This window comes from Shewanella fidelis ATCC BAA-318 (assembly GCF_000518605.1).
Taxonomy (GTDB): domain Bacteria; phylum Pseudomonadota; class Gammaproteobacteria; order Enterobacterales; family Shewanellaceae; genus Shewanella; species Shewanella fidelis.
Genome location: NZ_KI912460.1, coordinates 155,536 through 170,961, shown reverse-complemented (window position 1 = coordinate 170,961; position 15,426 = coordinate 155,536). Strand labels below are relative to the sequence as shown.

The window sequence follows — 15,426 nt, the reverse complement described above, 5'->3', positions numbered from 1 at the left end:
TCGTTATTTTTATTGAAAGGTTTTCAGTTCAATTTGCGACTTGCTTATTAATACCAAAGCTATTTACATAACTATCCACTGCCTATACTCGCTAAACACAAACCAATTGTTGCTTGAGTGCGCTCTTATTATGTGAGTATTTATAGAGTAAATATTTATCTAAATAGTCAGTAATTTGTGCTAGTTGACCAGCACATTAGCCAAAATTAAGGCCTGAATCAATACGTTCAGGCCTTAGATTGAAAGCTGACTGCAACAAATTATGTCCACCAGCTTAATCATTGACTAAACAGCTCTGCTTGTTTGAAGCCTTTAGTTTAGCCTTCTAACTTGACCTTCCAAATGGCTGGGCCAGTTTCATGGGCATTAACACCATCAGAGTCAACAGCGACTGTAACCGGCATATCTTTTACGTCGAACTCATAAATGGCTTCCATACCAAGATCGGCAAACGCGACAACGCGTGATTTCTTAATCGCTTTAGATACAAGGTATGCCGCACCGCCAACCGCCATTAAGTAGCAAGACTTATGCTTTTTAATCGACTCAACGGTAGCAGGACCACGCTCAGCCTTACCAATCATGCCCATTAAACCTGTAGTTTCAAGCATCAAATCAGTAAATTTATCCATGCGCGTTGCTGTAGTCGGGCCTGCTGGACCAACAACTTCATCACCTACTGGATCAACCGGGCCTACGTAGTAAATAAATTTACCTTTAAAATCGACCCCTTCAGGTAAACCTTCGCCGCTCTCAATTAAGCTTTGAATACGTTTATGAGCGGCATCACGACCAGTAAGCATCTTACCGTTAAGCAGCAAAGTATCACCGCTCTTCCACTGTTCCATCTCTTCTTGCGTCACTGTATTTAAGTCAACACGACGAACGCTCTCACCCACTTCCCAAGTGATCTCCGGCCAATCTTCTAGAGATGGAGGACTTAGATCCGCAGGTCCCGAACCATCTAAATGAAAGTGAACGTGACGTGTTGCAGCACAATTTGGGATCATCACCACTGGCTTAGAAGCTGCGTGCGTTGGTGCTGATTTAATTTTAATATCAAGCACTGTTGTAACGCCGCCAAGACCTTGCGCGCCAATACCTAGCTTGTTTGAACGCTCAAAAATATCTAAACGTAGTTTTTCATCGGCCGTTTCAGCACCACGGGCTTGAAGCTCATGAATATCGACAGGATCCATCAATGACTCTTTAGCCATAACCGCTGCTTTTTCAGCAGTACCGCCAATACCTATCCCCAACATACCCGGTGGGCACCAGCCTGCGCCCATCGTCGGCAAGGTTTTCTCAACCCAAGCGGCGATATCATCAGATGGATTTAACATAACCATCTTGGATTTATTCTCAGAACCACCGCCTTTAGCGGCGATGGCGACTTCAACATGGTTACCCGGCACCATTTCCACATGCACAACCGATGGCGTATTGTCTTTAGTATTCTTACGTCCGCCGGCCGGATCAGCAACAATTGACGCTCGTAATGGATTGTCTGGGTTGGTATAAGCGCGGCGCACACCTTCATCGACCATTTGTTGTACGGTTAGATCGGTTTTATCCCATTGAACTCCCATGCCGATTTTCACGAAACAGGTTACAATACCCGTATCTTGGCATAGAGGACGTCTGCCCTCAGCCGACATACGAGAATTAATTAGGATTTGTGCAATCGCATCTTTAGCGGCTGGGCTTTGCTCACGCTCGTAAGCTTCGGCCATCGCATCGACAAAATCTTTTGGATGATAATAAGAGATATATTGTAGGGCATCAGCAACGCTTTCAATAAGATCGGCTTGCTTAATAACAGGGACTTCTTTACTCACAGATACTTCCTTTTTAGCAGACACTTATTAATCGGCTTAAGTCATACAAGGGTAAACCAATATGTATGACTCTCCGTTAACACTCAGGTGTTTTTGTTTTTATTACTTGTTTAACCAATATGATACTCTTTCGCGACTTTGAGTTAAACATCACATTTTAGATAGGGTCAATAGATGAACAATTTGGCGCAAAATGCCGTTTTTAGTAAGCGTCTTGATTGGAATTTAACCACTAACCAAGTTTTTTCACACTTTGCGGCTACGCCATGGGCTATTTTGCTCGATTCAGCCAATGCAAGTCACGCTGACGCAAAAATAGATGTGATCTGCGCCGAACCTGTCGCCACAATTGTGACCCAGGCAAATACCACAACAATATCCCGCGGTGCTAATAGAAACAGTCTATTCCCTCTAGAGCTGCCATCAACAAACATTCATGTTGAGCAATCTCAAACTAATGATGACCCATTTCGTCTACTTAACGCTCTCATCAATGAATACTATCCAGATAAGAAATTGAGCCCATTTGTTTTTAGCGGTGGTGTCATGGGTAGTTTTAATTACGATCTAGGCCGTGTCATTGAGTCACTACCGGAAATAGCAAACAATGACATCTCTTTGCCAGAGATGAATCTAGGCTGTTATGACTGGGCACTTATTTTTGACTATCAAGATAAAAGCTGGGATCTAGTGCACTATTGCTCGCAACAGGCACTTGATAAGCTTGCAGCTAGACTCACAGAATTAGTTCACCGAACCTGCACCCCTACTACAGATAGCAAAATTCAGCCTTTTACCTTAACCAGTGATTGGCAAAATCAACTTAGTGAGCAAGCTTACAAGCAAAAATTCGCTAAAGTGCAAGATTACCTATTAAGTGGCGATTGTTATCAAATCAATCTGACTCAGCGTTTTAGTGCTGAGTACCAAGGTGATGAATGGCAAGCCTACATAGCACTGCGAGAGTCTAATGGCGCGCCTTTCTCGGCCTTTATTCGTCTTGAACAGCATGCGTTATTGTCTATTTCACCTGAGCGCTTTATTCAGCACCAAGACGGTAAAGTACAAACGAAACCGATCAAAGGCACTCTGCCCCGAGATACTGATCCGGCTAATGACTTAGCTTTAGCTGAGCAATTAAAAAGCTCTGAAAAAGATCGGGCTGAGAACTTGATGATTGTCGATCTACTTCGTAACGATATCGGTAAAGTGGCAGCTGCAGGTAGTGTTACTGTACCGAAACTTTTTGATGTAGAGAGCTTTCCCGCAGTACATCATTTAGTAAGCACGATTACCGCTGAACTCGACTCAAACCTCAGCCCTGTGGATCTCCTCAAAGCTTGTTTCCCTGGCGGATCAATCACTGGCGCCCCAAAAATCCGCGCTATGGCGATCATTGAGGAACTTGAACCCTCAAGAAGAAGCCTCTATTGTGGCTCTATTGGCTACATAAGTCAGGACGGCACTATGGATAGCAACATTACTATCCGCACCTTGGTCGCGCAGCAAACAGCCTCCTGCACAAATGAGCAAACAAGCAGTGGCATTATCCATTGCTGGGCTGGTGGTGGCATAGTCGCAGATTCTAAGGTCGATGCTGAATATCAAGAGAGTTTTGATAAAGTAAGCCGTATTTTACCTGTGCTTGCAAAGCTAAACCGCTAATTGCTACCTGTGCCTAGTTAAACCATAAGTAACAAGGTCGCGGCGAACATTTAACGTAAGGAAGAATATGCAACTGGCAGAGTTTACAACCCGCTTTACCCTTAGCGCTTTGCCAGAGCTAGACGCTATTCATGGTGAGTTAAGCCATTTAGATAACACACTGCGCCAAGCAGCTGTTCTTATTGCAGTACATGAAATAAACGGTGAATTACAGTTAATTTTGACTAAGCGCCCTACTCACCTTAGGGCGCACCCTGGGCAAATTAGCTTCCCAGGGGGCAAAGTTGAGCGTGCAGATCTAAACTATCAAGCCACAGCACTTCGAGAGGCACAAGAAGAAATAGGTCTACTCGCTACTAATGTCGATGTCCTTGGGGCATTACCCGCCCATAAAACGTTCACAGGTTTTGAAATTACCCCGTTTGTTGCAACGGTTAAACACGCTTTTGAACCAGTAATAGATCCCGGTGAAGTGGCTGAATATTTTACCGTGCCCTTGTCATTTTTATTGAAGCCTTATAATCGTCACACTCAACTATATAGCCGCAAAGGTGTGCAATTCCCAGTGCACTTCATTCCCTATAAACAGCACTTTATTTGGGGCGCTACCGCCGCGATGATAGACCTCTTGTGTCGGCATTTAGAAAAACACTAGTCAGCTACACCACAAAACGAATATAAAGCCCTGCAGCTAAGGAACAAGTGAATAATAGCGGAATATTTACCCACCAACCGATTTTGCTACGCTGAGCGATATAAAGGTTAAAGCCAAGATTGATAAAACTGAGTGCGGCACAAATCCATATGATGTGTTCCAACAATACAGTCTGCTCTGGATCCCACTCAAATCTTACCTCTGCGCCATGACTTTGGAAGTAACCAATAGCAGCATCGGGGCGCGCCTTATCAAAAATCATCAAAGCATAAATCGCTAATGACCAGCCGATAATCGATAGACTAGAAAGTAAAAAGTGGAAAATTTTTACTCTATTCATGGGTGCCATCCGTAGTTTTTGTCATGATTGTCGTCAGAATACCAATTTAGACACTAAGATACCCTACTTTCCACTTGAGAAAAGTGTTTATACAGGTAATATAAACCTCCAAATTATTTAAAAAAACGTTTCGTTGGAGAACTAAGCAACAATGAGCATTACATCTGTCGCTTCTGTGTTTAAAGGTGAGTTTGCGATTGGTTCGCAAATCACAGTACGTGGTTGGGTTAGATCCCGCCGCGATTCTAAAGCAGGGATTTCTTTCCTAGCTGTTTATGACGGTTCATGTTTCGATCCTATTCAGGGTGTTGTGCCAAATAATCTAGAAAATTACACCAACGAAGTGTTAAAGCTTACTGCTGGTTGTTCTGTAGTAATGACTGGTGAAGTTGTTGAATCTCCAGGTCAAGGCCAAGCGTTTGAGTTACAAGTCACTAAAGTTGAGGTTGCTGGCTGGGTTGAAGATCCAGACACTTACCCAATGGCAGCAAAGCGTCACTCAATTGAGCACTTACGTGAATTAGCACATTTACGTCCACGCACTAACATCATTGGTGCCGTTGCCCGTGTACGTAACTGTTTGTCTCAAGCAATCCATCGCTTCTACAACGAGCAAGGTTACATCTGGGTTTCTACACCGCTTATCACTGCATCTGACACTGAAGGCGCTGGTGAAATGTTCCGTGTATCGACATTAGATCTAGAGAACCTACCACGCACTGATAAAGGCACTGTTGATTACGGTGAAGACTTCTTCGGTAAAGAGTCATTCCTTACTGTATCAGGTCAGCTTAACGCTGAGACTTATGCTTGTGCATTATCAAAAGTTTACACTTTTGGCCCAACATTCCGTGCAGAAAACTCAAACACAAGCCGTCATTTGGCTGAGTTCTGGATGGTCGAGCCTGAAGTTGCTTATGCTGATCTAAACGATGCAGCTAAACTTGCTGAAGATATGCTTAAGTACTGTTTCAAAGCCGTACTTGAAGAGCGTCGTGATGACTTAGAGTTCTTTGCACAACGTGTAGAGAAAACTGCGATCACTCGTCTAGAAAACTTCGTAAACAGCGATTTCGCACAGATCGATTACACTGATGCCATCGAAATTCTGAAAGCCTGTGACAAAGATTTCGAGTTCGACGTTGAATGGGGTATCGATTTACACTCAGAGCATGAGCGTTACCTTGCAGAAGAGCACTTCAAAGCACCTGTAGTTGTTAAAAACTACCCGAAAGACATTAAAGCCTTCTACATGCGCTTAAATGACGACGGTAAAACAGTTGCTGCAATGGATGTACTAGCTCCAGGTATCGGTGAAATTATCGGTGGTGCACAGCGTGAAGAACGTTTAGATGTGCTTGACACACGTCTGGCTGAAATGAACCTAAGCAAAGAAGATTACTGGTGGTACCGTGACCTACGTCGTTACGGCACAGTACCTCATGCTGGTTTCGGTCTAGGTTTCGAGCGTTTGGTATCTTATGTGACTGGTGTTGCTAACATCCGTGACGTGATCCCATTCCCACGTTCACCTAAGTCAGCTAACTTCTAATAAGCGCTAGATTGCTTTTTAGTAAAAGCCTCTAAGTCAATTTAGCTTAGAGGCTTTTTTGTAGCCGTTGAATCTTGATTACCCATCATATCCCAACCCATTCCAGCACATATCAAAGTTGCTCACACAAAATTTTTGCGTAGCAGCAATACCAATCAGTATAAGAATTTGATCAACTCAGAACGATTTTTGGCAATCTAATTCAAGGCGAATAACTGAAAGAATGGTTGCTCCCTTGTGAAGTTATTCAACGCAGAAGTAGGTAGCCAAAAACGTTCCAGAATGGCGAGTTTTAGCGATTCTGATGCTGTGTTAACGAGCTTAACCGTAGAACAACTATGCTCTTCGCTCGTTGCGAGCTGCATGGATGCAGCGAATGTCATTAAAGCAGGAGCACTTAATGACCTTGCCTCAAAACCGCTAAACTCTCGCTGAGTGACTAAATGTTTATACTGATTGGTATAATAAACCACCACAAAAACGTGATCAGCATCACACTAAAATTGATATTGCGTCATTTTGACCCAGCTAAAACACTTTTGATGATCTAACGCAAGAGAGTAACATCCACTATCAGAGCTAAGCCTCAAAGCTCGGCATAACTTGACCCACATCAACATTCAATGCCATTTTGAGGCCTAGACTATCCATGTTGAGCAAATTCCTTACAATAAAAAAGGTTTAAACATGGAAACACATGAAGCCCTTTATCAACAAGGCCTCGCCCGAATAGAGCAACTTCGTCAGTTAGAACCTCGTAGTGGAGAATCCCTACAACAAAAAATGCAGCAAAATGGCATTACTCGCCGCGACTTCATGAAATGGAGCGCTGCGGTTACCACCATGCTTGCATTGCCTCTGCCTTTTAGCACTCTAGTTGCTGAAGCAGCAGAGCTTGCTGATAGGGTGCCATTAGTTTGGCTGCATTTAGCTGAATGTACTGGTTGTTCCGAGTCCTTGATCCGTACCGACACCCCCAACCTTGATACACTGATCTTTAAACACGTTTCACTCGAATATCATGAAACCCTTATGGCTGCTGCCGGATGGCAAGCTGAGGAAAATCTAGAACATGCCTTAGCTGAATATAAAGGTAACTATCTGCTGGCAGTTGAAGGTGCTGTGCCGACAGCAAACAACGGTGCGTACCTCACTGTGGGTTGTAAAGGCCACACTGGGCTGCATATTGTTCAAGACGCAGCAAAAGATGCCGCAGCGATTATTTCTGTTGGTACTTGTGCAGCCTTCGGCGGTATTCAAGCTGCTGCGCCAAACCCAACAGAGGCCAAAGGCGTTTATGAGGTTGTAGATAAAACCGTAATTAACCTTGGTGGCTGTCCACCAAGTGAAAAGAACATTGTCGGTACCTTGATGTACTTCATCATGTTTGGCAAGTTGCCTGCTCTTGATATGTTTAATCGCCCTAAGTGGGCTTATGGCGCTCGCGTACACGATAACTGTGAACGTCGCGGCCGCTTTGATGCCGGCGAATTTGTCGAAGAATTTGGCGATCAAGGCGCAAAAGATGGTTACTGCTTATATAAAGTAGGTTGTAAAGGACCTTATACCTATAACAACTGCCCTACAGAACGTTTTAACCACCATACTAGCTGGCCGGTACTTGCAGGCCACGGTTGTATTGGCTGTTCAGAACCTAACTTCTGGGATGATATGGCCGACTTTGAAAAGCCTTTAGGTAGGCAATTGTTGCACAGCTTAGACGCCACCAGCGACACCATAGGTGCCGTCATTTTAGGTGCAACTGCTGTCGGAATTGGCGCACATGCTGTAGCCAGTTTATTTGCCAAATCTGAAGAGGAATAATCATGAGTAAACGTGTTGTTATCGATCCAATCACGCGTATTGAAGGTCACCTTCGCGTAGAAGTCGAAGTTGATGAAAATAATGTTATTAAAAAAGCTTGGTCATCTTCCACTTTATGGCGCGGCATTGAAGTGATTCTAAAAGGCCGTACACCTATGGATGTAGGCTTAATTGTACAACGTATTTGTGGCGTATGTACCTACTCTCACTATCGTTGTGGTACCGAAGCGGTTGAAAACGCCCTAGGGGTAAAAATTCCCCTTAACGCAAAGTATCTTCGTAGTTTGATGCAAACCTCTTTGTATATGCATGATCATATTGTGCATTTTTATCACCTACACGGATTAGATTGGGTTGATGTGGTGTCTGCATTAAGTGCAGATCCAGCTTTAGCGGCTCAAGAAGCAATGAAATACACCGCGAACCCAATTGCCGCAGGTGAAGGTGATCTACGTGCAGTACAAGAAAAAGTTAAAGGGTTAGTGGCAACAGGCAAGCTTGGTCCATTTGCTAACGCCTACTGGGGTAACGGCACTTACAAATTTACTCCAGAGCAGAATCTAATCGCCCTATCACATTACCTCAAGGCATTAGAAGTGCAGCGCGTTGCCGCTGAGATGCTAGCGATCTTTGGTGGCAAATCACCTCATCCGCAATCTATTGTGGTCGGCGGTGTCACAGCGGTTCGCGATATGCTAAGCCCAGCTCGTTTACAAGAGTGGAAGCAAAAGCATGAAATCGTACAAGACTTTATTATTAGAGCTTATAAAGCCGACGTTGTAATGGCGGCAGCCGCCTTCGGTGGCGAGCCTAGTGTATTAGGCGGCGTCAATATTAAAAACTTCTTAGCCTGTGATGATTTTTTACTTGGTGATAACCAGTACATGTTTAATCAAGGTGTGATCATGAATGGCGACTTAGCCAATGTTGCTGATTTAGATCCACAGATGATCTCAGAAGACGCCACCCACGCTTGGTATAAAGCCGATAAACCAGAGCATCCATATGATGGGACAACTGTGCCTGATTATACCGGTTTTGTTGAGCGCGACACTGTCTACGGCAAACTGCCAACTGTTGATGGTGACGGTAAATACACTTGGGTTAAATCTCCTCGCTATAACGGTGAACCGGTCGAAGTTGGTCCACTTGCTTGTTTACTTGTCAGTTACGCTCGCGGTAACCAAGTGGTAGTTAATGCAGTTAACGGTTTACTTGAAGCTACAGGTTTACCTGTAGAAGCACTGTTTACTACATTAGGTCGAACTGCAGCGCGTATGCTACAAACCGTTATCGTGGCTGAAGAAGGTCTAAAAACCTTCGATGCCATGCTAACCAATATGCAGTCTGACGAAGCAACCTACATCAAGCCTGAAATTGACTCAAATAAAGAGTATGTTGGCCACGCCATGATTGAAGCACCACGCGGTATGCTCAGTCACTGGATCCGTATTAAAGGTGGCAAGGTTGAAAACTATCAAGCCGTAGTACCAACAACTTGGAACGCAGGTCCTGTTGATGCCAACGGTAAGATGGGGCCTTATGAGGCTTCACTCATCGGCCTAAAGCTTGAAGATCCAACCAAACCTTTAGAGGTGATCCGCATAATTCACTCGTTCGATCCTTGTATGGCCTGTGCTGTGCACGTTATGGACTACAAGGGGCAAAACTTAGGTGAATTTAAAATTGATCCCAACGGATTTTAATCAAGGGGGATAACATGGCAACTCAATCTGCGCCCTACCAAAGGGAACTGATCTTTGGTGCTGCAATACGAATATTTCATTGGCTAAGAGCCTTAGCCATTTTTGTACTCATAGTGACAGGGTTCTATATCGCGTGGCCGTTTTTGGTTGCGCCAGAAAACTCTGACGTATTAGTACAAGGTTATATTCGTGCAGCACACCAGATCTTTGGTTTCATGCTTGTGGCAATCACTATCGTACGAGCTTACCTGTTCTTTTTTGGTAAAAGTGATATCGAACGACGCTCTTTTAAAGATGTCATGAGCGTACAAAGTTGGATCACTCAGTTAAAGTCTTACCTATGGATGGGACATTTAGACAAAGCCGGGGTGTATGGACCGCTACAATTTGTGACCTACTTTGCAATCTCTGTCGTTGCATTGTTGATCTGCATTACAGGACTCGTCTTGTATGCCAATGTATACCATGAAGGTCTTGGCGGGTTAATTGCCCCAATGGCGAATTGGTTAACGGCATTGATGGGGGGCTTAGCGCCTGTACGAATTTGGCACCATTACCTAACCTGGGTATTTATCATCTTTGTGGTAATACATGTATATATGGCTGTTTGGTCAGGTATTCGCTTTAAGCACAACTCTGTTGACTCTATCGTCTCAGGTTATGACTACCATAAGAAAAAATAAAAGGAAAACATGAAGATATTGCTACTTGGTATTGGCAATGTCCTGTACGCCGATGAGGGCATCGGCGTACATTTCGTCAATTACATCCAAGAAAATTATCATTTCCACCATCCAGAAGATCAACTCGATATCCTAGATGGTGGAACATTAGCCCAAGGACTTATCCCTACTCTCTGCCAGTATGACAAGCTTATTGTAGTTGATACGGTTAACGCTAATGGCGTTGCTCCAGGCGAAGTATATTTCTTTGACTTTGATAAAGCGCCAGCGGAAATCGATTGGCAAGGCAGTGCCCATGAAGTCGAGATGTTACAAACCTTAATCATGATGGAGATGGTGGGTGACCGTCCAAATACCTATGTATTAGGCATAACCCCTACGGTACTCGAGCCGATGTTGTTAGGATTAACCGAACAGATCCAAGCGGCCGTACCTTTGATGGAAAAGACCTTATTACAACATTTAACAACATTAGGCTTTACTCACAAACGCATTGCTAATATCGATATCAACAGCCTAATTCCCGACTCCTACAAACGTGGCTTAATTTGCGATGAAGAAAATTAGATTCGAGTTTAATTGTACCCGCGACGTGCCTTTTTACGCTCACTTATGTGATCAATACCTATTAAAACCAGATTATAATATTGCCATTGGCCGAGAACAAAACAGTTACTATTTAGAAGCCGAAGGAGAGCAAGTTATCTTAGAGCAACTCGCTGATGAAGTTGCCAACGATTTTCTGTTATCGGTCTGCCTAACAAAGCCCGATATCAAACTGGTGGACGACTTTAGCGGCAGTAAAACCCCTTTCAACAATAACGGCTTAACCACTAGCAATTTAGGCCTAGAATATTGCCAACATTGCCAACCCAAGTTCGCCGATAACCAGTCAGCCCAGTTTGGTGAAATCGATCTCGCCTGCCCTTGTTGCCAAAGCCATTTACGCATGACCAAGGCTGAAAAATCCTTTAGTCTTGATAATGTTAAAGCCTTAGCAGCACAACTTAACTCTCAAGGCTATATTGAACTTCCAAGTCCAAACGACACATTGCCCATTATCGTTAGTTTTCAACCAATAGATAATAAAGTTGTTAACAGCTCGCAGCAGCGACCACACTTAGTGATCTGTAATCCTAACAACCTTAATGCGCACTTTTCTCTATCAGGTAGCCAAATACTTGGTTTATCCAGCATTGAAAAGCCTTTTATTAGCGCTAAACCCATTGCTAAACACCCTCGCTTGCATCACGCTCTTTACGAAATCTGTTTTGCTAAGTCACGCTTATTATTGGTGCTTTGTGAAGTCTTACGCCAACAGGGAATTGATTACCTTTATATCGCGCATTCAGACAATCCACATTTTGCGATGGTTAATGGCCATTGGAGTGAGGTTACCAGTCAATTGGGGCCTGCTCCGCTATTTATCCCAGCCAATCAAGCGCCACTGCACGATGATGCACAAGTAGGCCCTTATATTGCGAAGTGGCAAAAACATGTCATTAATGTAGTTCAGGAGCCACTTTTTAATCATCAACCTTTAGGACAAACACCTGATAATGCCGCGTCCTGTGCCCTATTAGCAGCCAATATCCGCAATAAACATGCTAAAAATACCGCAATAATTTATCTCAGTAACCAATATAAAAGTCAGATTGTGACAGCAGATAAGCAACAGAAAATGGAACTATTTTTTGAGTTTCCAGAGCTGCCCGATAATGGATATGAGATTGTCCATCAGCTATCCGATTCTCCTCAAAAAGTACTGTTAGAAAAATTTAAAAGCCAGTACCCGGAGGATTACATTCGGCTGTTATCGCTAAAACTTACCGAGCCATGCAACAACATACAAACACTTTGGGCAATCGTAGCCATCATACTTGGAGCTGAAACCACTAAGGAAACATCCAGCACGATAAAAGAGCTCACCACTTTGCATACTAAAACTGCGCTTTGCGATTTTGTTATTGCTAAAGCCATGGCCCACAAAGGCAGCAACGCTCCAAGAATTGATTTCCCATTAACCAAAGGCGAAGCCGCCCGTAGTCTAAATTGGTGTAAAACCTTAGGTAGTATTATTAGCTTTAGGCTAGCCGAACAAGGCAATATTGAAAAACTCGCCTTTGGTTTACACGACTCACTCGCTGATTACATTGCCAATTGGATAGAACATTTAGATCAAAATATCGGTTTGAAATCGATTGTACTCGCCGGTAATGAGTTTAGTAATCCTATGCTCGCCGAACGAATTGCACTGCGACTCGTTAATAACTTTACCCTAAACACCAATCCAGCAATGGATCTTGATGGCGTGAATCTCGCAGTAGGTGGACTGTTCTTAAAGCAACGTAGGCGTTAACCCTAGCTTTTGTTAGCTAAACCGAGTTAACGAAACGAGTAAACAAAGCTAGATAGCCTTTAGTAGAGCGCTATCTGGCTTTTACATTAACCACAGCCCCCCTAGTCGTTAGAGTATTGAAGTATATGCAGTCAACCAGCAACAATCCGGCCAATGCTCCACAAGCTGAAATCGAGCAAGCAAAACCCGCTCGGATCCAACTTAATATCACCGGCGTAGTTCAAGGAGTTGGGTTTCGCCCCTTTGTATATCGCTTAGCTCATGAACTTGGGTTAAGCGGTAGTGTATTAAATAATAATCAAGGCGTATTGATTAAGGCTCAGGGCTCAAAAAACGCGTTAACTCAATTTGAGCAAGCCTTTGTGTTATCACCGCCACCACTGTCACGCATCGATAGCATCACCAGTAAACCACTTGCCATTGTCGCTAATGAAACTGGCTTTAGGATTATTGCCAGCGATAATACTCAAGAAAATGGCGATAACGGTATCAATAACAATAACGGCGATGTTAACAACAGTGTCGTAGCTGTTTCGCCAGATAAATGCACCTGCAACGATTGTTTTAATGAAATAAGTAACAGTAACAATCGCCACTTTAGGTACCCGTTCACCAATTGTACAAACTGCGGCCCAAGATACACCTTAATTAAAAACCTACCCTACGACAGACCTAACACTGCAATGGCAAATTTTGCTATGTGCGACAGTTGCGCCGATGCATACCAAAACCCATTAGATAGGCGATACCACGCACAACCTGTCAGCTGTCCAGAATGTGGACCGCAGTTAAGTTTTAATAACGCTGCACTTGAGAGATTGAGTGTTAAGCAACAGGCATTAACCGATGCGGTTAATGCCTTAAAAGAGGGCAAAATACTCGCAATAAAGGGGCTCGGTGGCTTTCATCTTGTTTGCGATGCTTGCAACGATGCCAGTATTGCCCTACTTCGTGCACGTAAACACAGACCAGCAAAACCTTTTGCTATTATGGTCGAAAATCCACAAATGGCTGGCCAATATGTTTGTGGCGCTAAAAGTGAATGGCAAACCCTTAGTTCTGCCGAGCGCCCTATTACACTAATGCAGAAAATACCCGTGCCACTCTGCACTGCAATAGAATATCAACAAAACAAACTAAGTGAATTGGTCGCGCCAGCGATTGATAAACTCGGGGTATTTTTGCCCTATACACCGTTACACTTTTTACTTTTGGCGCAACTAAAGCGCCCACTAGTGATGACCAGCGCTAACCTATCAGGTGAGCCAATTATAATTGACGCGCGAGATATCAAACAAAAACTTGGCCATGTCGTTGATTTTATATTGGATCATAACAGGCCAATTCTAAATGCTTGTGATGACAGCGTGGTACAAGTCATTAACGATAAAGTTCAAGTGCTTCGCCTTGCTCGAGGCTATGCACCGTTATCTCTGTATTGTGATCAAGCAATTCCTCAAGCAACGCTGGCTGTTGGCGCACAGCAAAAAAATAGCGTCTGTTTCGGCTTTAAACGAAACATCTTTTTAAGTCCACATATCGGTGATTTGGGCTCTATTAAAGCGTTAGACTACTTTCACCACACTCTTGCGACTTTTAACACTTTTTATGGATTTGAAGCTAAAAAACTGGTTCACGATACACACCCTGACTATGCCACCAGCGTATGGGCAGAGAAACAACCACAGAAAAAACTCATGGTGCAGCATCATTATGCCCATGTACTGAGTGTAATGGCGGCAAACAATTATACAGATTCTGTATTAGGTTTTGCTTTTGATGGCACAGGTTTAGGTGATGATGAAACACTTTGGGGCGGCGAAGCACTACTGTGTAATAATCAACAATATCAACGTCTGGCCCATCTAATGCCTTTCCAATTAATCGGCGGTGAACAAGCGATAAAACACCCTAATCGAGTATTGCTTTCAATCTTACTTGAAAAATATTCACCGCAGCAGATCCTAGCGCTACAGTTACCAGCATTCACTAATATGCCAAACTTTAGCTTTAACAACCTGACAAAACTCTGGCGGGCAAATATTAGTGTAAAAACCTCCTCTATTGGCCGGTTATTCGATGCGGTAGCGGCAGCATTAGGCTTAGTTTCTGAGATCCAATATGAGGGGCAAGCGGGTATGCTGCTAGAAGCTGCTGCTAATTCTTTAGCACAGCATGCATTATTAGATACTGATAACAAGCTGTCCAAACAAGCTTTCAGTACAAGTAATCTACAAAATGACAATACAGGAGTGAATAATTCTGATGGCAGAACTTCTATTAGTAACCAATATCTAGGCAGCCCAATCCATTTTTCGATAAAATCGAATAACAATGTATGGGATAGCACCGATTTAATGGTGCAGATCATCAATGCCATTACTGCGCAACCTTTAAGCTCTTTGCGCGTTGCCCTCATAGCCAAAGCGTTTATGGATGCACTGAGTGATATAGTTTGCCTGACCGCCAAAGATCATCTTGAGCTGCCTATTGCCCTTTGTGGTGGTGTGTTTCAAAACAAATACCTATTGGGACGCTGCGAAGCTGCACTCATCGCACAAGGTAATCGAGTGTTAGAGCCTAAATACGTGCCAATTAACGATGCTGGGATCGCTCTTGGCCAACTTTGGCACTCCCTTGCCACAACAGCAAGAGATTAAAACCGAATACATCTCTAATGCCTGCTAGTGCAAGCCGTTGGATAATTTAGCAGGTGTAAAACAACACAATTAGCAGCCAAAATGCGACACACGTCTCACATACACCTTGATAAAGCTGATTTAAATCAAAACGTGCTTGCGAGG

Annotated in this window: 12 protein-coding genes; 10 read left to right on the top strand and 2 right to left on the bottom strand. The window is 43.6% G+C overall.

Annotation, left to right across the window (positions count from 1 at the left end; all coding sequences use genetic code 11):
* Positions 1-317: 317 nt before the first annotated feature.
* On the bottom strand, positions 318-1,838 hold the full coding sequence (locus L884_RS0118610) for a fumarate hydratase (RefSeq protein ID WP_425423501.1): 1,521 nt from the start codon (positions 1,836-1,838) through the stop codon (positions 318-320).
* A 174-nt stretch (positions 1,839-2,012) separates the two neighbouring features.
* Here L884_RS0118610 and pabB point away from each other — a divergent pair, with 174 nt between their 5' ends.
* Both pabB and L884_RS0118600 read left to right on the top strand, forming a co-directional pair.
* Complete coding sequence (gene pabB, locus L884_RS0118605) at positions 2,013-3,503, top strand: aminodeoxychorismate synthase component I (protein WP_028768904.1); 1,491 nt, start codon at positions 2,013-2,015, stop codon at positions 3,501-3,503.
* A 67-nt stretch (positions 3,504-3,570) separates the two neighbouring features.
* Complete coding sequence (locus L884_RS0118600) at positions 3,571-4,158, top strand: CoA pyrophosphatase (RefSeq protein WP_028768903.1); 588 nt, start codon at positions 3,571-3,573, stop codon at positions 4,156-4,158.
* 4 nt (positions 4,159-4,162) lie between these two features.
* Here the strand turns inward: L884_RS0118600 and L884_RS0118595 are convergent, their stop codons facing one another.
* Positions 4,163-4,498 (bottom strand): hypothetical protein, encoded by a 336-nt coding sequence (locus L884_RS0118595; protein WP_028768902.1) that lies wholly within the window; start codon positions 4,496-4,498, stop codon positions 4,163-4,165.
* Between the two features lie 151 nt (positions 4,499-4,649).
* Here L884_RS0118595 and asnS point away from each other — a divergent pair, with 151 nt between their 5' ends.
* The 8 genes from asnS (at position 4,650) to hypF (ending at position 15,282) form a co-directional block, all read left to right on the top strand.
* On the top strand, positions 4,650-6,050 hold the full coding sequence (asnS, locus tag L884_RS0118590; RefSeq protein WP_028768901.1) for an asparagine--tRNA ligase: 1,401 nt from the start codon (positions 4,650-4,652) through the stop codon (positions 6,048-6,050).
* 237 nt (positions 6,051-6,287) lie between these two features.
* A complete protein-coding gene (locus tag L884_RS23115) occupies positions 6,288-6,485 on the top strand; it encodes a hypothetical protein (RefSeq protein ID WP_028768900.1) in 198 nt (65 codons plus the stop codon).
* A 252-nt stretch (positions 6,486-6,737) separates the two neighbouring features.
* A complete protein-coding gene (gene hyaA / locus L884_RS0118580) occupies positions 6,738-7,874 on the top strand; it encodes a nickel-dependent hydrogenase small subunit (protein ID WP_028768899.1) in 1,137 nt (378 codons plus the stop codon).
* Positions 7,875-7,876: 2 nt separating this feature from the next.
* A complete protein-coding gene (gene hyaB / locus L884_RS0118575; RefSeq protein WP_028768898.1) occupies positions 7,877-9,580 on the top strand; it encodes a nickel-dependent hydrogenase large subunit in 1,704 nt (567 codons plus the stop codon).
* A 14-nt stretch (positions 9,581-9,594) separates the two neighbouring features.
* Positions 9,595-10,263 (top strand): Ni/Fe-hydrogenase, b-type cytochrome subunit, encoded by a 669-nt coding sequence (gene cybH / locus L884_RS0118570; protein WP_028768897.1) that lies wholly within the window; start codon positions 9,595-9,597, stop codon positions 10,261-10,263.
* Positions 10,264-10,272: 9 nt separating this feature from the next.
* Positions 10,273-10,830 carry a HyaD/HybD family hydrogenase maturation endopeptidase gene (locus L884_RS0118565; protein WP_028768896.1) on the top strand — a complete coding sequence of 186 codons (558 nt, stop codon included), beginning with the start codon at positions 10,273-10,275 and terminating at the stop codon, positions 10,828-10,830.
* Positions 10,817-12,622, top strand: coding sequence for a Kae1-like domain-containing protein (locus tag L884_RS0118560; protein ID WP_028768895.1), 1,806 nt, complete (start codon positions 10,817-10,819; stop codon positions 12,620-12,622). The genes L884_RS0118565 and L884_RS0118560 overlap by 14 nt, the downstream gene beginning before the upstream one ends.
* Before the next feature lie 125 nt (positions 12,623-12,747).
* On the top strand, positions 12,748-15,282 hold the full coding sequence (gene hypF, locus L884_RS0118555) for a carbamoyltransferase HypF (protein ID WP_084221468.1): 2,535 nt from the start codon (positions 12,748-12,750) through the stop codon (positions 15,280-15,282).
* Positions 15,283-15,426: the final 144 nt, after the last annotated feature.